Origin of the sequence: Halorubrum rarum (assembly GCF_048380895.1) — an archaeon.
Lineage (GTDB): Archaea > Halobacteriota > Halobacteria > Halobacteriales > Haloferacaceae > Halorubrum.
The window spans coordinates 71,936-90,352 of sequence record NZ_JBLWMN010000015.1 but is presented as its reverse complement, the minus strand read 5'-3'; the positions used below and the strand labels follow the sequence as shown (position 1 = coordinate 90,352).

Here is an 18,417-nt window from a genome sequence, read left to right as displayed (position 1 = left end):
GGCCGCGGCGGCGCGTGCGGTGCGGTCGCGGTGCGGACCGCGCCGCCGCGGTCGACGAGGTTGGGGAGGGGTGAGGTGCGGGTGTAGCTGTGGCTGCGCGGTACGGGTGTGAGGTACGAGGTGCGGTTGCGGCTGTGAGCCGGTCGATCCCGGCCGAGAGCGGTTCGCCGACGATTCGACCGTCCATGCGATCGGCCGCCTCCGACCGCGACGCTCACGCCGACCGCAACGCTGGCACCGATCATAACGTTCATAAATAATCTTTATAGAACGCCCCGCGCTATCCGATCGCATGTACGACGACGAGGACCTCGCCGCGATCCGGGACGGACACGAGCGGTGGCGGGAGGACACCCTCGACCCGACGCTCGACCGACGCGGCGAGCGACGCGACCGCTTCGCGACCGTCTCGAACCGCGAGGTCGAGCGTTTATATACCCCCGACGACGTCGACGACCTCGACTACGAGACCGACCTCGGGTTTCCGGGCGAGGAGCCGTACACGCGCGGCGTCTACCCGACGATGTACCGCGGGCGAACGTGGACGATGCGACAGTTCGCGGGGTTCGGTACCGCCGAGGAGACGAACGACCGGTTCCACTACCTGATCGACGAGGGCCAGACCGGTCTCTCGACCGCCTTCGACATGCCGTCGCTGATGGGACTCGACTCCGACGACGACATGTCGCTCGGCGAGGTCGGCAAGGAGGGCGTTGCCGTCGACACGCTCCGCGATATGGAGGTCCTGTTCGACGGCATCGACGTCGGCGAGGTCTCCACCTCCTTTACGATCAACCCCTCCGCACCCGTGATCTACGCGATGTACGTCGCCATCGCCGACCAGCAGGGCGTTCCCCGCGAGGAACTCCGCGGAACCTTACAGAACGACATGCTCAAGGAGTTCATCGCCCAGAAGGAGTGGGTGATTCCGCCGGAGCCCTCCCTCGATCTGGTCACCGACACGATCGAGTTCGCGGTCGCGGAGACGCCGAAGTTCAAACCGATCTCCGTGTCGGGGTACCACATCCGTGAGGCCGGATCGACGGCCACACAGGAGCTCGCCTTTACCCTCGCGGACGGATTCGCGTACGTCGAGGACTGTCTCGACCGCGGGCTCGACGTCGACGAGTTCGCCCCGCAGCTCTCCTTTTTCTTCAACTCGCACAACTCCGTCCTCGAGGAGGTCGCGAAGTTCCGGGCCGCCCGCCGGATCTACGCGTCGGTCATGGGCGAGCGGTACGGCGCGGAGTCCGACGCCGCAACGCAGCTGAAGTTCCACACCCAGACCGCGGGCCAGTCGCTGACCGCCCAGCAGCCGTTGAACAACGTCGTCCGAGTCACGCTGCAGGCGCTCGCGGGCGTGCTCGGCGGCACTCAGAGCCTCCACACCAACTCCTTCGACGAGGCGCTCGCGTTACCCTCCGAGCAGGCGGTCCGGGTCGCGCTCCGAACCCAACAGATCATCGCCGAGGAGTCCGGCGTCGCCGACACGATCGACCCCCTCGGCGGCTCGTTCGCGGTGGAGGCGCTCACCGACGAGATCGAGGCCGACGCGATGGCGTACATCGAGGAGATACGGGCGATGGGCGACGGCTCCGTCCGCGACGGCGTCCTCCACGGGATCGAACAGGGGTACTTCCACCGCGAGATACAGGAGTCCGCCTACGAGTACCAGGAGCGCGTCGACGAGGGAGCGGAGACGGTCGTCGGCGTCAACGCCTACGCGGTCGACGAGGAGGCGAATCCGGACCTGCTTCACGTCGACGAGAGCACCCGCGAACGCCAGCTCTCACGGCTCGAGGCCGTCAAGGCGGACCGCGACGACGACGCGGTCGACCGAGCGCTCGACGACCTCCGTGCGGCGATCGACGCGGACGAGAACGTGCTACCCGCGATCGTCGACGCAGTGAAGGCGTACGCGACGATGGGCGAGGTCATGGCGGTGTTCGGGTCGGAGTACGGCGAGTATCGCGAACGAGTCGGCGTCGCGTGACCCTCAAAAGGGCGACGCGTGACCCTCAAAAGGGCGACGCGTGACCCTCAAAAGGGCGACGCGGGAGACGACGGCGGAGCGGGAGCGAGAAGGGATCGAGATCACGGAGCCGCGTGTCGCGACGGGTCCATCGGCCGTGCGGCCTCCGCACACCACGCGTTGCCACGCCGTCCCGTCGGACGGAGTTCGAGGTGGACGACCGAGCCGACGTCCAGATCCGCGACCGCCTCCGCGACCTCCGGGTCGTCGTACTCGACGACGTGAAGCGTCCGATTCCGCGGGTGTTCACGGAGCGTCACCGCCCCGTGGTCGTTGCACGCTTTGACGACGGTGTACTTGCCAGCCCTGTTCATCACGTTCGAACGTACGTGTCGGCTCGTGTTAATTTTTGCGCGGGAACGCGTCGATCCCCAAGCGGGCAACGAGCCGTTTTTAATCGACGGAGCGCAATCCGGAGTATGGCCGACACGGAGATCCCCGACGACCACCCCCGATCCGCGTCGCTGCGCACGCGCCACCGGATCGAGGCGGGCGTCGAGAAGGGAATCACCTCGAAGCAGGGGCTCATCGCGCAGGGGCGCGGCGAGGCGTTCGACTACCTGCTCGGCGAGCGCACGCTGCCGAGCGCCGACGAGGCGGAGCGCGCGGCGGCGGCCCGACTCCTGCTTGCGGACCACCCCGTGGTCTCCGTCAACGGCAACGTCGCGGCGCTGGTTCCCGAGGAGACGGTCGAACTCGCCGAGGCGGTCGACGCCGACATCGAGGTGAACCTGTTCAACCGAACGGACGAGCGGATGACGGCGATCGCCGACCATCTCCGAGCACACGGTGCCGAGGAGGTGAAGGGACTCAGTGGAGACGGCGAGATCCCCGGTCTCGAACACGCTCGCGGCACCGTCGACGCCGACGGGATCGAGGCCGCGGACGTCGTCGTCGTGCCGCTGGAGGACGGCGACCGCGCGGAGGCGCTCGGTGCGATGGGAAAAACCGAGATCGTGATCGATCTCAACCCGGCCAGCCGCTCCCCGCGGGTCGCCGAGATCCCGATCATCGACAACGTCGTCCGCGCCGTCTCGAACGTCACCGCACACGCGAACGACCTCGCGGACGCGCCGCGCGAGGAGCTCCGATACGTCGCCGACTCGTTCGACGCCGACGAGGCGCTCGCCGCCGCGGAAACGGTGATCCGCGACGGCTCGTTCGCCGACGAGTAGACGGTCCTCCGGCTTGATCGCCACCGGCTCCTCTCTCAATCACCACCGACGGCCGACGCCCTCGTGGACGAGGGGTCCCAGCCGAACCCTTCCCGAACGACGAACTCCAACGCGTTGACGACGTAGTGAGCGACGACGACGAGCAGGAGACTCCCGGTGTACACGAACAGCGCGGCGAGGGCGAACCCGAGCAGTCCCGTCACGACGATCCCCACCCGTCCCTGCGCGCCGTGCCCGAGCCCGAACGCGATCGACGAGACGACCGCGAGGAGCCACGGGTCGATCCCGAATCCGACCGCGAACGCGCCGATCAGCGCGCCCCGGAACAGCGCCTCCTCGAAGACGGCGATGACCGGTAACACGACGACGAGGAGGAGCCCCCAACCGCGGGCGTCGTCGGGGGCCATCGCCTCGCGAAGTCGCTCGGGCGCGGCGACGCCGAACCGTTCGCCGGCCGCTGCCGCGAGCTCGTTACCGAGGTAGAGGAGCACACCGACAGCGATCCCTGAGAGGAACACGGGGGCGGCAAAGTCGGACTCCGCGAGGCCGAACGCGGCGCTCGGCACGTCGGTCCACCACGCGATACCGACGAGAACGGCCAGCGCGAGCGCCTGCGAGAACGCGACGTTCGCTAAGAGCAGCTCCGTCGTGAGCGTCGGACCGCTCCGAACCGAGGGGTCGTCCCGCTCACCGAGCCGATCGGAGGATGTCGGATCCGTGCCGGGGGGAGCCGAATCGGTTGGAGCCGGGTCGGTCGATCCCTCGGCAGTCGTCCGATCCTCGTCGAGGAACGGGTCGGCGGCGTTCTCGACCGGCGTGTCGAGGTCATCGAAGTCGCGGTCGACGGCGTCGGGATGATCGAACGTTCTCGGCGGCTCGTCGAGTTCGGCGGTTCCGTCGAGAGAATCGCGTTTCGGGTCGCCGGTTCCGTCGACGATCCGGACCCGTTCCAGCGTTCGCTGCGAGCGCCGAGTGACGTACAGAAGGAACGCGGTGAGGGCGACGGTCGCGGCCGCGAACGTCGCCCAGTCGGTCATTCGTTGGTCGGGTGGTCGTTCTCAGCCGCTCTACTGCGGACTCGGGCTGGACGGGCCGGAGACGCCCTGCTCTTTGAGCGCCGAGCCGGTGATCGATTTGAGCCGGGAGACGAGCGAGTCCTTCTCCGCTTCGCCCTCCAAGGCGATGTCGAGGACCTCGCTGATGTGCGACACCGGAATGACTTCGATCATGTCCTTGTACTCGTCTTCGATCATCACGTCCTGCTCGTTCGCCCGCGGGATGATGACGCGCGTACAGCCGGCCTTCGCGGCCGCCTCGATCTTGTGCGTGACGCCGCCGACGGGGAGCACGTCGCCCCGAACCGACAGCGATCCCGTCATCGCGAGGCTCTGGTCGACGCCGACGTCCTCGAGCGCGGAGATGACCGCGGTCGCGACCGTGATCGACGCGGAGTCGCCGTCGACGCCCTGCTGGCCCGCCTGCACGAACTGGATGTGGATGTCCATCTCCGAGATGTTCTGGTCGGAGAACTTCTTGATGATCGCCGAGACGTTCGAGACCGACTCCTGAGCCATCTCCTTCAGCTGTCCGGTGGCGATCACCTCGCCGGGGCCCTGTGACGGGGCGACCTCGGCCATGACGGGCAGCATGATCCCGGAGTCCTCGCCCATCACGGCGAGCCCGTTGACGCGCCCGACGACGTATCCCTCCGAGACCTGCAGCTCGTAGTCCTTCCGGCGCTCGATGAAGTCGTCCGCGAGCTGCTGTTCGATGGAGCGCGAGCGCCCCTTCGCGGACAGCACGTGCTCGCGGGTGGTCTGCTCGGCGTCCTCGCCGCGGGCGATGTCGCCGGCGACGCGAACCAGTCCGCCGAGGTTCCGGAACAGGAGGGTGAGGTGGCCCTTCCGGCCGGAGCGCCGTTTCGCCTCGAGAATGACCTCCTCGATGGCGTCGGACGTGAACTCCGGGAGGCGGCCGTCCTTTGCGACCTCCTGAGCGATAAAGCGGACGTACTTCCGGCGCATCTCGGGGGTGTCCTCGATCGTGTCCTCCATGTACACCTCGTAGCCGTACCCCTTGATGCGGGAGCGGAGCGCCGGGTGCATGTTCTCCATCGCGTCGAGGTTCCCCGCCGCGATCATGACGAAGTCGGTCGGCACCGGCTCCGTCTGGACCATCGCGCCCGAGGAGCGCTCCGACTGCCCCGTGATGGCGAACTCGCCCTCCTGGATCGCCGTCATGAGGTGTTGCTGGCTCCGGATGTCGAGCGTGTTGATCTCGTCGATGAACAGCACGCCCTTGTTCGCCTTGTGGATCGCGCCGGCCTCGACGCGGTCGTGACTCGGCGTCTCCATCCCGCCGGACTGGAACGGGTCGTGTCGGACGTCGCCGAGCAGCGCGCCGGCGTGTGCGCCCGTCGCGTCGCGGAACGGCGCGGACTTCGTGTCGCCGTTGTTCACCAGCAGGTTGGGTATCATCGCGTCCGAGCCACGGTTCAGGTAGCGGAAGACGAGGTAGACGACACCCGCGGCGATGATCCCGATGAGGATCTGGCCGACGATGATGAGCGCGTAACCCAACACGACCGCGATGATGATCCACATGAGAAGCGACCGCATCTGGTTGCGCTTGCGGGCCTCCTCCTTGTGGGCGTCGACGATCTGTTCGCCCTTGCCGGCGGGCACCGTCCGGACCTTCGGCTTGTTGCCGTCGTCCGGGTTGTGGTACACTAAGACGTCCTGGAGCTCCTCTTTGGGGAGGAGCTCGGACATCGCCTTCGCCAGCATCGACTTGCCGGTCCCCGGCGAGCCGATCATCATCACGTGGCGGCGCTGTTTGGCCGCCTTGATGATCACGTCGCGGGCGTGCTCCTGGCCGATGACCTGGTCGACGAGTCGCTCGGGGATCTCGAGTTCGGACGTCGTGTCGATCTTGAGACCGCCGAGGAGGTCGTCCTCGTCCGGATCGTCGTCGATCTCCGCACCTTCGACCTCGACGGTGCTGCCGAGGTCGTCGATACCGCCGCCCTCCGCCGGGGCGTCCGCGTCGTCGTCCCGGGCGGGGTCGTCGCGCGGTGTCTCATCGTCGGGTCGGGCCCGATCGCTCGACTCGGACTCGTCGTCCGGCGGCGAGACACGCTCCTCGCCGGCGGGTCCGTCAGGATCGGCGTTCTCGGCCGGGTCGACGCCGGTATCCGAGTCGGAGCCCTCGTCGACGGGGGCGTTCTCGCCGTTCCCCGCCGGGTCCGAGCGGTCCCCGGTCGCGGGGTCAGGGACCTCCTCGTTCGGCGGGTCGTTCGTGTCCTTCTCGTTGCTCATAGAATCGATATTCGCTATCCGGACGGAAGGGAGCGCTACTGATATACTTTCTCCCCGAGAGCGCCACGGGTTAAGACTCGGAAACCGACCAGAGAGGCGTTTTAATACTCGAATACGTCGATCGAGACGTCCCGTCGTATTTATAAGCGAAGGCCGCGCTACGTGGAACCATGCGGGGGTTCTACATCGGACGCTACCAGCCGTTTCACAACGGTCACCAACACATGGTCGAGGAGATCGCCGAGGAGGTCGACGAGATCGTGTTGGGGATCGGGTCGGCCGGCGACTCCCACAGCACGCGGAACCCGTTTACCGCCGGCGAGCGCGTGATGATGGTGACGAAGGCGGTCTCGGATCTCTCGGTCCCCACGTACGTCGTCCCGATCGAGGACCTCGATCGCAACTCCGTGTGGGTGAGCCACGTGCAGAGCATGACGCCCCGATTCGATGTCGCGTACTCCAACAACCCGCTCGTCATCCGGCTGTTCGAGGAGGCCGACGTCGAGGTTCGACGGTCCCCCATGTTCCGCCGCGACGTGCTCGAAGGGACGGAGCTCCGCGAGCGGATCATTCACGGACGCGACTGGGAGGACCTCGTCCCCGACGCGGTCGTCGACGTCATCGAGGAGATCGACGGCGCAGAGCGGGTCCGACGGATCGCCCAGACGGACACGCCCGTCGATCAGTAACCGATCGACCCGACTGCAGACACACGATGATCACGCTTGCGACCGACTTCGGCTCACCGTATCCCGCCGCGATGAAGGGCGTCATCCGACGGGAGACCGACGCCGAGATGATCGACGTCGCCCACGACCTCCCGCGCGGCGACCCGCGTGCGGCCGCCTTCTGGCTCCGGTTCGTCCTCCCCGAGTTCCCGCCCGCGGTCCACTGTGCCGTCGTCGACCCCGGCGTCGGTACCGATCGCGCCGCGGTCGCGGTCCGTGCCGGCGACCACGTCATCGTCGCGCCGGACAACGGGCTCGCGCTCCCGCCGGCCCGAGCGCTCGCCGCGTCGTCCGGAACCGCCGCCTCCGAGCGCGCGTCCGCGGACGTTGACGTCTTCGAGGTCGCCGTCGACGATCCGGCGAGCGCGACGTTCCACGGCCGGGACGTGTTCGCGCCGACGGCGGCGCGGATCCACGAGGCGCTCGAACCGCGTCGCATCGCAGACTCCGTGGACGCGACCGCGACGGCGGACGCACTCGCCGCGATGCCGAGCCTCACGCGCACCGACGAACACGTCGGCCTCGTCTTCCCCGAGCCGGCCATCGACGACGCCTCGACCGCCGTCGGCGAGGTACTTGTCGTGGACGACTTCGGGAACGCGATCACGAACGTCCCGGGGTCGTTCGTCCGCGACGGCGACCGGGTTCGGGTGAACGGCGAGTCGGTCCCGGTCGGGGAGACGTTCGCGTCGGTTCCGAGGGGGGACCGGCTCGTCACCGTCGGGAGCCACGGCTACGTCGAGTGCGACGTCAACGACGGACGGGGAGACGAGGCGTTCGGGCTGTCAGTCGGGGACGAGGCCCGGATCTCGATCGAACGGTGAGTCGGCCGGCGGCGTCGCTCAGATCCCGAACGTCGCCCGGAGCATGTCACGGGTTCCGGGACCGAGCCCGACCGCGAGCACGGTGATGAGGAGGAGCAGGGTGTATCGCGGTGACTCCTCGAACAGCTCCCCGTTGAACACCCAGACGACGAACGTGGCGGCCCCGAGCTTGACGAGGAGGAACGGCCACGCATCGCCCGTGATCGCGACGACGGAGTCGGGGAGGATCCGGCCGGTCCAGTTCACGATCAGTTCGTTCACCACGTGTTTTGGGACGAGGTTCGAGCTGCCGGTGAGCGCGGGCATCCAGTTGAGCCCGATGACGTTGGCGACGCCGTCGACCGCGTGTCCCCAGATGATGAGGAATCCGGCGAAGCCGGTCCCCTGATTGATCGTCGGCTGCCACCCCTCGATCAGCCGCCAGGTGATCCACGTCGAGACGGTCGCGAGAAGCAGCGTCAACGCGAGGATCTGCGGATAGAACGTCACGTAGTCGGTGACGACCGCGAGGACCGAGAGATAGCCCACCGCGAGCGCGAGCGCGACGACGCCCAACCCGAACAGCGGGCGGGCGTAGTCGTCGACCACGCCGCGGTCCGCGAGCGCGTACGCGACGAGCACGCATCCGAGCGTCACCGCGAACACGGTGAAATAGATGAACGGGCTGATCAGCAGCGCGCTCCACGGGAACGCGATCAGCGGCTCGGTGCCCGCACGCATCGCGGCGATTCCCGCGTCCTCGACGGTTCTGAGAGCCCCGCCGAACAGCATGAACGGGAACAGCGCGTAGAAGAACCGGAACTCGTCACCGATAGCTAAACGCCGGAGCAGGAATATCACGCCGATCAACATCCCCAGCAGGATGAACACGTAGCTCACGGTCGAGACGGTCGTGTACCCCGGGAACGCGACGACCTCTCCGGCCGCGACGGCGCTCGAACAGTCGGCGGAACTCCCCAACAGCGTCGTGGACCCCCCCTCGCGGACCGCACACTGTGCACCCTGTCCGTCGGCCGCGACGGGGCCCCAGAAGTACCGCCAGAGGAACCGATCGTACACGACGCGGGGGAACAGAAGGGATCCGAGAGCGAGCGCGGCCGTAACGACCCCGACCGCCGCCGCCCACGCGCGCTCCGGAGAGAGTCCGAGACGATCCTCGACGAGCGTGCTCATGCTCACTGTTCGGAGGGTTCCGGAGTTGAGCGTTCCGGTCCCGGATACGACCGCGACGGAGCGATCGGCGGGCGTCGAAATCGAGGGGGATCAGATCGGAAGCCCGTCCGCCTCGTAGTCGGTTCCGAGGATGATCATCGTCTGTGAGCGCGAGAAGCCGTCCATGTCGGCGACGCGATCGAACATCAGCTCGCGGAGGCTGTCGGTGTCCTCGGCGATGACCTTCAACATCACGTCCCACTCACCGGTCGTCAGGTGGATCTCGCGGACACCCTCGATCTCCCGGAGCCGTTCCAGCGCGTCCTCCTCACGACCCTGCTCGACTCGAAGCCCGACGAGTGCACTGACGCCGTATCCGACGGATTTGGCGTTCACCTTCGCGTGATACCCCTCGATGACGCCCGCGTCCTCCATCCGTCCGACACGGTCGTGTACCGTCGCGCTCGACATGTCGATCCGGCGAGCGATCTCCGAGAACGGCGTTCGCGCGTCCTCCTGGAGGATCCGGAGGATCGCCCGGTCCGTGTCGTCTAGGTCCATGGAAGACGTTTGCTCGGAGGAACCTTTGAACTTGCGACCGTATCGATGTATCCGTGCGATACGGCGGCGCGTTCCGAGCCGGTGGCCGCACGACAGCGCAACGTACATACATTACGATCGCGAACGATCCCGTATGGACGAAGCAGTCGTCGAACACCGCCGGCTGATAATCGCCGGCACCGGTATCGCGGGGCTCACGGCGGGGATCTACGCGGCGAGATCCAACAACGAGCCGCTCCTGATCGAGGGCGACGAGCCGGGCGGACAGCTCACGCTCACGACCGACGTCGAGAACTATCCCGGCTTCCCCGAGGGGATCTCCGGGCCCGAGCTGATCCAGAACATGAAAACGCAGGCGACGAAGTTCGGAGCCGAGACCCGAAACGGCGTCATCTCGGACGTCGCCACGGAGCCCGACGGCCACTTCCGCGTCGAGCTCACGGACGGCGACGTGTACACGGCGGACGCCGTCATCGCGGCCTCCGGTGCGTCCGCACGTACGCTCGGCGTCCCGGGCGAGGAGGAGCTGATGGGCTACGGCCTCTCGACGTGTGCGACCTGCGACGGCGCGTTCTTCCGCGGAGAGGACATGCTCGTCGTCGGCGGTGGCGACGCCGCGATGGAGGAGGCGAACTTCCTCACCAAGTTCGCCGACACCGTTTACATCGCGCACCGCCGGGAGGAGTTCCGGGCGGAGGACGTCTGGATCGACCGCATCACCGAGCGGGTCGAGGACGGCGAGATCGAGCTCCTGTTGAACACCGAGCTGACCGAGATCCACGGGACGCCCGAGGAGGGGATCGACCACGTTACTCTCGTCGAGCACCCGGACGGTCACCCGAAGGAGAAGCTCGACGACCCCGCGACCGCCGACGAGGTCGACGAGTACGAGTTCGACGTGGGTGCCGTATTCTTCGCGATCGGCCACACGCCGAACACGGACTTCTTGGAGGGGCTCGGCGTCGAACTCGACGACGACGGATACCTCCGCACGGAGGGCGGGCGCGGCGCGAACCAGACGGACACGGGCGTCGACGGACTGTTCGGTGCAGGCGACGTCGTCGACTTCCACTACCAGCAGGCGGTCACCGCGGCCGGGATGGGGTGTGAGGCCGCCATCGACGCCGACGAGTACCTCACGGAGCGCGAGCGCGCCGGCGAACTGTACGAGCCCGACGAGGTCCCCGTCGCCGAGAGCGACGACTAACGGCGAACCGTAACGCGTGGCGGCTCTTGGTCACGCTCGGTCGCGTTCACGACCGATACCGCCTCGAGCGGCGATATTTGGATCGGGAATCCGACCGTCCGCGAGTGACGCGTGCTCTCGTCGTCTCGGTCCACCGGACGAATCGGGCTACCAGAACACCGCGAGGTTCTGATAGTCGACGCCGACCGTCACCCGGTCGTTCACCTCGGGCGGAGCCCGTCGCCGTTCCGTGAGCACCGTGTCGCCGGACGCCAACCGAACGTGGACCTCGTACCGGCTCCCGACGTCCTTGACCGCGCTGACCGTCCCCGGCAGCTCGACGTCGGTCGCCACCTCGGCGGAGGGACCGACGACGACGTCAGCCGGACGAACGTGAACGATCGGCGCGGCCGCCTCGCCGATCCCGTTCGAGCCGTCCTTGACCCCGTTCGAGCCGCCGCCGAGTTCGACTTCCGTCTCCCCGATCACGATGGTGAGTGGATCGCGACCGGCGACCGTCGCCGGAAGGGCGTTCGACCGCCCCAGAAACGACGCGACGAACCGATTCGGCGGAGAGTGATACAGGCTGCGTGGGTCCCCGACCGCGGAGAGGCGTCCCTCGCGGAGTATCACGAGCCGATCGGCGAGCGACATCGCCTCCTCCTGGTCGTGGGTGACGAACAGGGTCGTCACCCCCGTTTCCCGCTGTATTCGAGCGATCTCGTCTCGCAACCTCGTTCGGAGCGTCCGATCGAGGGCCGACAGCGGTTCGTCGAGGAGGAGCACGTCCGGCTCCGGAGCCAGGGCACGGGCGAGTTCCGCGCGGCGCTGCTGCCCGCCGCTCAGCTCGCCCGGACGGGAGTCACGCTGGTCCGCGAGATCGACGAGATCGAGGTACTCGAGGACGGTGTCGTCGCGTCGAGCGGGGTCCACGCCGCGCGCGTCGAGCCCGTATGCGACGTTCTCGTGGACGGTCATGTGTGGATACAGCGTCGACCGTTGGAAGACGATCCCGACCGCACGCCCCTCCGGCGGGACGTCGGTGACGTCCCGATCGCGTAAGCGCACGCGTCCGGCGGTCGGCGTGATGTGCCCGGCGATCGCCTGGACGATCGTCGTCTTGCCACAGCCGCTCGGGCCGAGCAGCGCGACCAGTTCGCCCTCCCCGATGCCGAACGAGACGTCGGAGACCGCCGGTTCCTCCCCGTACCGATGGGAGAGGCCGTCGAGTTCGAGGATCATCGCTGGACCACCGTCGGGATCCGAGCGAACCGCTGGATCGCCGCGACGACCAGCAGCGTGACTCCCAACAGCGCGAGCGCCAGCGGAGCGATCGCGTCGATACCGCCCGAGATGAACTCCACCCAGATTCGCGTCGGCATCGTGCGAGGGTTGTACGCGACCATCATCGTCGCGCCGAACTCGCCGATCGCCCGGGCGAACGTCAACACGACGCCCGCGAGTATCGCCCCGCGTGCGAGCGGGAGGGACACGTTTCGGAACGTCGCTATCGGTCCGTACCCCAGCGACCTCGACGCCTGCTCTAACCGCTCGTCGACCCGCTCGAACCCCGCGCGAGCGGTGATCACCACGAACGGGGCGGCGACGAACGTTTGAGCGAGGACGACGCCGACGAGGCTGTCCGTCAGCGGGACACCGAGCCCCGCAGCGAGCGCTCCGATCGGCGTGAACCGGCCGACCGCAGTGAGCAGCATCGCGCCACCGACGACCGGTGGAACGATCAGCGGAAGGACGACGATCGCCTCGACGACCCGTTTCCCCCGGAACGAGCCGCGTGCGAGGACGTACGCGAGCGGAACGCCCAGGACCGTCGCGATCGCGGTCGAGACCGGCGCGGTGAGAAGCGAGTTCCGGATCGCCGTCCGGCTGGCCGGCCGAGCAAGGGCTTCGACGAACGGTGTCGACCCCGTTCGGCCGAGAAACGTCACGAACGGAAGCGCGAAGGAGACGACCAACAGCCCGCCGAGGAGAACCGGAACCAGTAGTTCCGGACGCGTTCGGGACGCGGCGGCCGTCGAGGCCCGACGAGCGAGACTCATTCGGGGATCACCTCGTCGGGGACGTTCCCGTGTCCGTCCGGGAACCCATCGACTGAGAGCCCGTGCTCCCACAGGAGCTCCCGCGAGTCGGCGAGAAATCGGACGAACTCCCGTCCGGCGTCGGGGGTATCGGCATCCGCCAGCACCGTCGCGTTGTACACTATCGGCCTCCCGGTCGCGGTGTATCCCTCGTCGGTCGTGTACGAGACGCTACCGTACCGGTCCGCGTACGCCGGGTTCGAGAAGTCGTAGGCGGCGGGGAACTCGTGGAACGGAAGCCCGTGATCGACGGCCATGTTCCGATACGCGACCGCGGCGGCCCGATTGCCGGCGTCGACGCCCGCAAGCAGCTGCGGCTCCTCCGGCTCCCGATACACGCGGTCGGTGAGTGCATCGACGAAACCGTCGATGTCGTGTTCGGCCTCCGCGAGCCGGAACGCGAGCATCGCCCGATACCCGAGCGGATCGAGGTCCGGATCGCTGATCGCCAACTCCCCCTCACCCGCGTCGAGTGCGACCTCGTACCACGGCTCTCCGTCGTCGAGCCGTGCGCCGAACGCCGTGTCCGGAGCGTACGCGAGCCCGATCGAGTTTGACGCGAACGCCACGTCCCAGTCGGTGTGCTCACCGTACAGGCGGTCTCGTAACAACGCTTCGTCCGCGCTGACGGCGACGTCGGGATGTTTCCCCCCGTCTTCGATCATCCGCATCACCGCGTTCGCACCGTAGTACTCGCCGTGATAGTCGATACCGGTCTCCTCCTCGAAGCGCCGACCGACGTGATCGTCGAGCACGACGGCGAGGCTCCCCGCCGAGAGGACGGAAACGGAGTCGGTGGTGCCGAGACAGCCCGCGGCTCCGAGCAGCGTCCCACCCGAAAGCGAGGCGAGAACGGATCGGCGTGACCGAGCGTCCATGGTCGATCGATCTCGCTTCCCCTCCGTTAATGTAACCACCTATAATTGAGCTATTCAAATATATAAACTGGTATAGGTTACTTCTCACATCCTCAGTATTCGATACATCCGGGTCCGATCGCTGTCAGTACCGGCATCGATCGGACCCATGTCCGTCAGATATTGAGGGTTTCAACGGAGCCGAGTGAGCGGAATCGAGGAGTGTCGTCGTCTCCGGCGGTGTCGTCTCCGGCGGCGCCATCGAGGACGGCGTCTCCGACCGACCCCGTCAGTCCACGATCTCCGATCCGCCCGCCGGGATGAACGCCTGGAGTTGGTCCGCACTCGCCACCTTCCGGACGAACGACTGGTCGGCGAACCGCTCCTTCAGCGTTCGATACACCATCATCGCGGCGTCGTTCTGGGCGTACATCCCCGGCTCCAGCGTGACCGCCGCCGCGGCGCGCTCCTCGATCGCCGACGGCGGGCCGCCGATCGACCGCGTCACCGGCTCGCACTGGACCCCGACGGCGACCCGACAGGGGACGCCCTCGAAGTACGTCCGGTCACCGCGGATCACGAAGCTCCCCTTCTCGATGTACTCGCCGCTCTCCGGCGTCTTCGACACCTGATCCGGCTCGACCATGTACGCGTCGCCCGCGCCGCGACCGTCCTTCCAGTCCGAGGAGTACGACACCGCGAACTGTGCGGCCTCCCGTAACGTCTCCTCGTCCCAGTCGACGGGGTCGGCGGACTCGGAGGGACCGGCCGCCTTCAGCAGGGTGACCGGGCCGCCGTGCGCCTGCGTGTGGAAGAAGCGATCGTGATTCCCCATGTACTTTTTCACCAACTCCTCGTTCTGGTCGGCGTTGCGCCCGCCGATGACGAGGTAGCCGTCCGAGGTGTGGAACCACCGGAACCGCTCGTACCAGTCGTCCGGGCTTCGGATCGGGATCGACGACCGCGAGAGCCAGTCGACCTCGTACTCCTCGTCCTCGTCCCCGTCGTCCCCGTCGCCCTGGTCGCCCCCGTCGTCCGCCTCCCACGCGGCTTTCCGCTCCCTGACCGCCGCCAGCTCCGCGCGGGTGGACTCGATCGCCTCCAGTGCGCCCTCCTTTTTGCCTTCGATCCGCTTTGCCTCCTGATACAGTCGGTCGGCGTTGACCTCGACACCCGTCGTCGCGTCGAGCTCGACGCGAGTGTCGTCGAGGTCGATCGTCACCGTCCCGTCGCCGCCGTCGACGTCGACGACGGCTTCCGCGGCGGCGATGCCGCGCTCCGCGCCCGCGTCCAGCGTCTCCGCGATCTCGTCCCAGGAGACGTCGGTTTCGCGGGCGTCCCGTACCGTCGAGAGCACCTCGTCGACGAGGTCGTAGTGGGCGTACAACAGCTCCGCGCGCTCGCGTTCCGCCGCCGCCTGCTCCTCGAAGCCGTCGATCGCGCCCTGCTGTTGTTCGATAATCCGCTCCTGTTTGGCGATCTCCGCCTCGAAGTCGGGACGGGAGGGTTCGGGATCGACCGGCTCGTCGCCGGCCGCCTCGCGCTCCAGCCGGTAGAAGTACTCGTCGACGGCCGCGTTAAACGAGTCGAACCCGACGCTCGAGAGCCCCTCGCGTTCGGACAGCGGGAAGGGAGTGACGTCGACGACGCGTGTGGCGTCGTCGTCGCCGTCGACCGTCTCCTCGTACACCCGCGGATCGAACTCGCCGGATCGGAGTCGCTCGGCGATCCGAGCGATCGCATCGTGGAGCGCGCGGTAGTCGCTCTCCGTCGCCTCCTCGATGGGGAGCTCCTTCTCGACGCCCGCACGCGAGCACACCTCCTCGGCGTACAGTCCGCCGAGGTTGAGCTGGGTCGCCAGCGTCCGCACCACGTCGCTGTCGGAGTCGTCCATGTACCGACCGAAGGCGTCGAGGCTCACTGTGAGCGGATTGAGCCGCGACGCGGGGTACTCGTACTGCGCGCCGGGCGCGACCGTCCGAGACTTGAGTCGGACGGTCGACAGCGAGCCGACGACCTCGCCCGTCTCGTCGAGCGCCGCGACGTTCCCCTTGCCGAACAGCTCGGCGACGAGCGTCGTGTTCTCGTCGTCGCGCTCGAACTCGAAGGAGAGGATGCGGTCGAACTCGTACTGCGTGACGCCCGCGAAGTCCGCACCGGAGAGCCGGTTCCGCAGCATCTTCGCGAAGTTCGGCGGTCGTCCCGGCGCGTCGGCGACGTGGTCGGGGTCCGCGACGTGTGCGCGTTTCACGTCGCCGACCTCGATCATGAGCTCGACCCGACCGTGATCGAAGTCACGGAGCTTGAGGCGGAGCAGGTCGTCGCCGTACAGATACGCCTTGTCGACCTTCGCGCCCTCGTACCGACCCAGCTCGGTGACGAGGGCGGCGAGGTCGATGCTCGACAGCTCCTGCTTCGGGTCCATACGGGTCACACACGCGGGCCGGAAAAAGACGTGTCGTTGTGGTGGCGGGCGTCGGGGTCGGGCGGGCCGGGCGCGTCGGGGTCGGACGGATCGGTCGCGTCGGGGCGGTCAGTACTTCGGATCCGCGCCGGTCGTCTCGTAGATCCGGTCCATGAGGTCGTCGCGTTCGCGGGTCCAGTTGGCCATCGCCGCGGGGCTCGTCGGATACGACTCGTAGTGGCCGAGCAGGTCGTCCGCCAGCGACTTCGTCCGGTAGAAGTTCATGATCGTCCCCCAGTAGCCGAAGCTCTTGACCGCACACTTCAGCTTGAGACCGAACGACATCGACGTCGACCCCTCGTAGAGCGCCTCCGCGAGGTTCTCGCCCGGTAAGGCCGCGAGCAGTCCCATCAGGTCGTCGACGTCGATCGCGGTTGAGAGCACGTTGTACACGTCGAGGCCGGCGTACCGACCGCCGAAGTGGTCCATCACGCGCTCGTTGTACCGCCAGAGGTTCTCCTCGCTGACGTCGCCGTCGCTTATCGCCTTCACCGCCTGTTCGCCCGCGTACTTTCCGGCGTAGGCCGCGCCCGCGATGCCGCCGCCGGTGGTCGGGTTGACGTGACCCGCGGCGTCGCCGACCGCCATGTAGCCGGGCGCGACCGCCGAGTCGTACGGGCGGCGCGTCGGGAGCGCCGCACCGAGTTTGTCCCGGACCTCCGCGCCAGCGAACTCGGGGCGGTCACGGAGGTCGCGACGGAGCGACTCGATGAGCTGCATCGGCTCCTCGTTCATCTGGAAGCCGAGTCCGGCGTTGATCTCCGTGCTCGTCCGCGGGAAGTACCAGAGGTAGCCGGCGGCGCGATCCGTCGGCTTGAACACGAGCGCGTCGTCCCACTCGACCGGCTCGGGGACCTCGAGTATCTCCCGGTACGCCGAGCAGAACTGCGAGTATCGGACGTTGGTGTCGAACGTCGTGCCCTCGAAGTCGGCTTTGTCCTGCAGCAGCGACAACGACCCCGCGCCGTCGATGACGACGTCGGCGTCGTACTCGCGGACGTCGCCCCGGCGGGACGCCGTGAGCCCGGTGACGCGCCCGCCGTCGTCCTGCACTACGTCGTTGATGACCGTCTCGTAGTGGAAGTCGACACCGGCGTCCTCGGCACCAGCGATGATCCGTCGTCCGTACTCCCAGCGGTCGATGACCGCCAGCTCTCCCGGCACCGGGATCTCGAGGACGGTGTCCTCGTTCGGGATCTCGAAGCGGCCGTGGTCGACGCCGGTGTTGGTGAACGCCGGCTCCAGTTGCGACTTCGGGATCGCCTCCGGGAAGGCGTCGGCACCCTTCAGCGCGTCACCGCAGGCGATGTGGCCGGCCTCCTCGGCGTCCTTTCGCTCGACGATGACGACGTCGAGTCCCTCGTTCGCGATCGTCGCCGCGGCGTAACAACCGGCTGTCCCGGCACCGGCGACGACGACGTCGTACTCGTCAATGGTCATGCTCCGTGGGTCATCACGCAGGTGGCAAAACTCTTTATCCCCGGTTCGGTCGGCTGAACTCCGACAGGAACCGATCGCGGCAGTCGCGAACGCCGGCTCGAACCGGCCGTCGCGGGCTCCGGCGTCTCCCTCAGCGTCCCTCGTCGCGACCCGACTCCGGCTTCAGCGCCGAGTCGACGAGTATCCTGCTCCCGATCGACGCCGGGCTTATCACCGCGTCCGCGCCGGCCCGTTCCAGTTTGGCGACGTTCTCCCTGTTCGTCGCGGCGGCGACGATCCGAACGGACGGGGCGATGTCCCGCGCCGAGAGGATCGCGAGCGCGTCGAACCGGTCCGTCTCCGTGGCCACGATGACGACCCGGCACGAACCGACGCCGGCATCGGAGAGGACCCGATCGTCGCTGGGGTCCCCGTCGAGCACCGCGAGGTCGTCGCGGACGAGCTTCGACACGGCGGGGTCTTCGGTGACGACGGCGACCTCGTGATCGTCGTCGAGCGCATCGAGGATCGGCTGCGTGAGGTCACCGATGCCGAGGATCACCACGTCGGGCGGGGACGACGCGTCGGGTTCGTCCATGTCAT

At 67.6% G+C, this 18,417-nt stretch carries 17 protein-coding genes; 5 read left to right on the top strand and 12 right to left on the bottom strand.

Features of this window, described 5'->3' with window-relative positions; genetic code table 11:
- Positions 1–254, bottom strand: a 254-nt coding sequence (locus tag ACNSN7_RS11740) for a hypothetical protein (protein ID WP_418282478.1), incomplete at its 3' end; no start/stop codon positions are given.
- A gap of 38 nt (positions 255–292) precedes the next feature.
- On the opposite strand from ACNSN7_RS11740, the gene ACNSN7_RS11735 reads away from it, so the two are divergent.
- A complete protein-coding gene (locus tag ACNSN7_RS11735) occupies positions 293–1,993 on the top strand; it encodes a methylmalonyl-CoA mutase family protein (RefSeq protein ID WP_418282477.1) in 1,701 nt (566 codons plus the stop codon).
- A 101-nt stretch (positions 1,994–2,094) separates the two neighbouring features.
- Here ACNSN7_RS11735 and ACNSN7_RS11730 read toward each other — a convergent pair whose 3' ends face one another.
- Positions 2,095–2,346, bottom strand: a complete 252-nt coding sequence (locus ACNSN7_RS11730; protein ID WP_418282476.1) for a DUF7999 family protein — start codon at positions 2,344–2,346, stop codon at positions 2,095–2,097.
- 105 nt (positions 2,347–2,451) lie between these two features.
- Here ACNSN7_RS11730 and ACNSN7_RS11725 point away from each other — a divergent pair, with 105 nt between their 5' ends.
- Positions 2,452–3,207, top strand: a complete 756-nt coding sequence (locus ACNSN7_RS11725) for a 4-phosphopantoate--beta-alanine ligase (RefSeq protein WP_418282475.1) — start codon at positions 2,452–2,454, stop codon at positions 3,205–3,207.
- A 35-nt stretch (positions 3,208–3,242) separates the two neighbouring features.
- Here the strand turns inward: ACNSN7_RS11725 and ACNSN7_RS11720 are convergent, their stop codons facing one another.
- Both ACNSN7_RS11720 and lonB read right to left on the bottom strand, forming a co-directional pair.
- Positions 3,243–4,244 carry a CPBP family intramembrane glutamic endopeptidase gene (locus ACNSN7_RS11720; protein WP_418282474.1) on the bottom strand — a complete coding sequence of 334 codons (1,002 nt, stop codon included), beginning with the start codon at positions 4,242–4,244 and terminating at the stop codon, positions 3,243–3,245.
- A gap of 30 nt (positions 4,245–4,274) precedes the next feature.
- Positions 4,275–6,524, bottom strand: coding sequence for an ATP-dependent protease LonB (gene lonB / locus ACNSN7_RS11715; RefSeq protein ID WP_418282473.1), 2,250 nt, complete (start codon positions 6,522–6,524; stop codon positions 4,275–4,277).
- A 170-nt stretch (positions 6,525–6,694) separates the two neighbouring features.
- Here lonB and ACNSN7_RS11710 point away from each other — a divergent pair, with 170 nt between their 5' ends.
- Positions 6,695–7,213, top strand: coding sequence for a nicotinamide-nucleotide adenylyltransferase (locus ACNSN7_RS11710; protein WP_418282472.1), 519 nt, complete (start codon positions 6,695–6,697; stop codon positions 7,211–7,213).
- Between the two features lie 26 nt (positions 7,214–7,239).
- Positions 7,240–8,076 carry an SAM hydrolase/SAM-dependent halogenase family protein gene (locus ACNSN7_RS11705; protein WP_418282471.1) on the top strand — a complete coding sequence of 279 codons (837 nt, stop codon included), beginning with the start codon at positions 7,240–7,242 and terminating at the stop codon, positions 8,074–8,076.
- A gap of 18 nt (positions 8,077–8,094) precedes the next feature.
- Here the strand turns inward: ACNSN7_RS11705 and ACNSN7_RS11700 are convergent, their stop codons facing one another.
- Together ACNSN7_RS11700 and ACNSN7_RS11695 are read right to left on the bottom strand one after the other, a co-directional pair.
- Positions 8,095–9,249 carry a DUF63 family protein gene (locus ACNSN7_RS11700; protein WP_418282470.1) on the bottom strand — a complete coding sequence of 385 codons (1,155 nt, stop codon included), beginning with the start codon at positions 9,247–9,249 and terminating at the stop codon, positions 8,095–8,097.
- A 90-nt stretch (positions 9,250–9,339) separates the two neighbouring features.
- The gene (locus tag ACNSN7_RS11695; protein ID WP_418282469.1) at positions 9,340–9,789 is read right to left on the bottom strand and encodes an Lrp/AsnC family transcriptional regulator; all 450 of its coding nucleotides are present in this window, start codon (positions 9,787–9,789) and stop codon (positions 9,340–9,342) included.
- A 133-nt stretch (positions 9,790–9,922) separates the two neighbouring features.
- Between ACNSN7_RS11695 and ACNSN7_RS11690 the strand changes: the two genes are divergently transcribed.
- Positions 9,923–10,996 carry an NAD(P)/FAD-dependent oxidoreductase gene (locus tag ACNSN7_RS11690; RefSeq protein WP_418282468.1) on the top strand — a complete coding sequence of 358 codons (1,074 nt, stop codon included), beginning with the start codon at positions 9,923–9,925 and terminating at the stop codon, positions 10,994–10,996.
- Between the two features lie 147 nt (positions 10,997–11,143).
- Here the strand turns inward: ACNSN7_RS11690 and ACNSN7_RS11685 are convergent, their stop codons facing one another.
- From ACNSN7_RS11685 to ACNSN7_RS11660, 6 genes are all read right to left on the bottom strand, one after another.
- Positions 11,144–12,217: an ABC transporter ATP-binding protein gene (locus ACNSN7_RS11685; RefSeq protein ID WP_418282467.1), complete on the bottom strand. Its 1,074-nt coding sequence runs from the start codon at positions 12,215–12,217 to the stop codon at positions 11,144–11,146.
- Positions 12,214–13,035: an ABC transporter permease gene (locus ACNSN7_RS11680; protein WP_418282466.1), complete on the bottom strand. Its 822-nt coding sequence runs from the start codon at positions 13,033–13,035 to the stop codon at positions 12,214–12,216. Before ACNSN7_RS11680 ends, ACNSN7_RS11685 begins: the two co-directional genes overlap by 4 nt.
- Entirely contained in the window at positions 13,032–13,952 is a 921-nt protein-coding gene (locus tag ACNSN7_RS11675; protein WP_418282465.1) for an extracellular solute-binding protein, read from the bottom strand. The genes ACNSN7_RS11680 and ACNSN7_RS11675 overlap by 4 nt, the downstream gene beginning before the upstream one ends.
- Positions 13,953–14,220: 268 nt before the next feature.
- Positions 14,221–16,356: a ribosome rescue protein RqcH gene (gene rqcH, locus ACNSN7_RS11670; RefSeq protein ID WP_418282464.1), complete on the bottom strand. Its 2,136-nt coding sequence runs from the start codon at positions 16,354–16,356 to the stop codon at positions 14,221–14,223.
- 108 nt (positions 16,357–16,464) lie between these two features.
- Positions 16,465–17,835, bottom strand: a complete 1,371-nt coding sequence (locus ACNSN7_RS11665) for a geranylgeranyl reductase family protein (protein WP_418282463.1) — start codon at positions 17,833–17,835, stop codon at positions 16,465–16,467.
- A 130-nt stretch (positions 17,836–17,965) separates the two neighbouring features.
- The gene (locus ACNSN7_RS11660; protein ID WP_418282462.1) at positions 17,966–18,412 is read right to left on the bottom strand and encodes an NAD(P)-binding protein; all 447 of its coding nucleotides are present in this window, start codon (positions 18,410–18,412) and stop codon (positions 17,966–17,968) included.
- Positions 18,413–18,417 lie beyond the last annotated feature (5 nt).

What these genes read in the sequence shown, in the direction of transcription:
- ACNSN7_RS11690 (WP_418282468.1), top strand. Translation starts at nt 9,923, where the DNA reads ATGGACGAAGCAGTCGTCGAACACCGCCGGCTGATAATCGCCGGCACC.
- ACNSN7_RS11665 (WP_418282463.1), bottom strand. Translation starts at nt 17,835, where the DNA reads ATGACCATTGACGAGTACGACGTCGTCGTCGCCGGTGCCGGGACAGCC.
- ACNSN7_RS11680 (WP_418282466.1), bottom strand. Translation starts at nt 13,035, where the DNA reads ATGAGTCTCGCTCGTCGGGCCTCGACGGCCGCCGCGTCCCGAACGCGT.
- ACNSN7_RS11700 (WP_418282470.1), bottom strand. Translation starts at nt 9,249, where the DNA reads ATGAGCACGCTCGTCGAGGATCGTCTCGGACTCTCTCCGGAGCGCGCG.
- ACNSN7_RS11685 (WP_418282467.1), bottom strand. Translation starts at nt 12,217, where the DNA reads ATGATCCTCGAACTCGACGGCCTCTCCCATCGGTACGGGGAGGAACCG.
- lonB (WP_418282473.1), bottom strand. Translation starts at nt 6,524, where the DNA reads ATGAGCAACGAGAAGGACACGAACGACCCGCCGAACGAGGAGGTCCCT.
- ACNSN7_RS11675 (WP_418282465.1), bottom strand. Translation starts at nt 13,952, where the DNA reads ATGGACGCTCGGTCACGCCGATCCGTTCTCGCCTCGCTTTCGGGTGGG.
- ACNSN7_RS11695 (WP_418282469.1), bottom strand. Translation starts at nt 9,789, where the DNA reads ATGGACCTAGACGACACGGACCGGGCGATCCTCCGGATCCTCCAGGAG.
- rqcH (WP_418282464.1), bottom strand. Translation starts at nt 16,356, where the DNA reads ATGGACCCGAAGCAGGAGCTGTCGAGCATCGACCTCGCCGCCCTCGTC.
- ACNSN7_RS11725 (WP_418282475.1), top strand. Translation starts at nt 2,452, where the DNA reads ATGGCCGACACGGAGATCCCCGACGACCACCCCCGATCCGCGTCGCTG.
- ACNSN7_RS11710 (WP_418282472.1), top strand. Translation starts at nt 6,695, where the DNA reads ATGCGGGGGTTCTACATCGGACGCTACCAGCCGTTTCACAACGGTCAC.
- ACNSN7_RS11735 (WP_418282477.1), top strand. Translation starts at nt 293, where the DNA reads ATGTACGACGACGAGGACCTCGCCGCGATCCGGGACGGACACGAGCGG.
- ACNSN7_RS11720 (WP_418282474.1), bottom strand. Translation starts at nt 4,244, where the DNA reads ATGACCGACTGGGCGACGTTCGCGGCCGCGACCGTCGCCCTCACCGCG.
- ACNSN7_RS11705 (WP_418282471.1), top strand. Translation starts at nt 7,240, where the DNA reads ATGATCACGCTTGCGACCGACTTCGGCTCACCGTATCCCGCCGCGATG.
- ACNSN7_RS11660 (WP_418282462.1), bottom strand. Translation starts at nt 18,412, where the DNA reads ATGGACGAACCCGACGCGTCGTCCCCGCCCGACGTGGTGATCCTCGGC.
- ACNSN7_RS11730 (WP_418282476.1), bottom strand. Translation starts at nt 2,346, where the DNA reads ATGAACAGGGCTGGCAAGTACACCGTCGTCAAAGCGTGCAACGACCAC.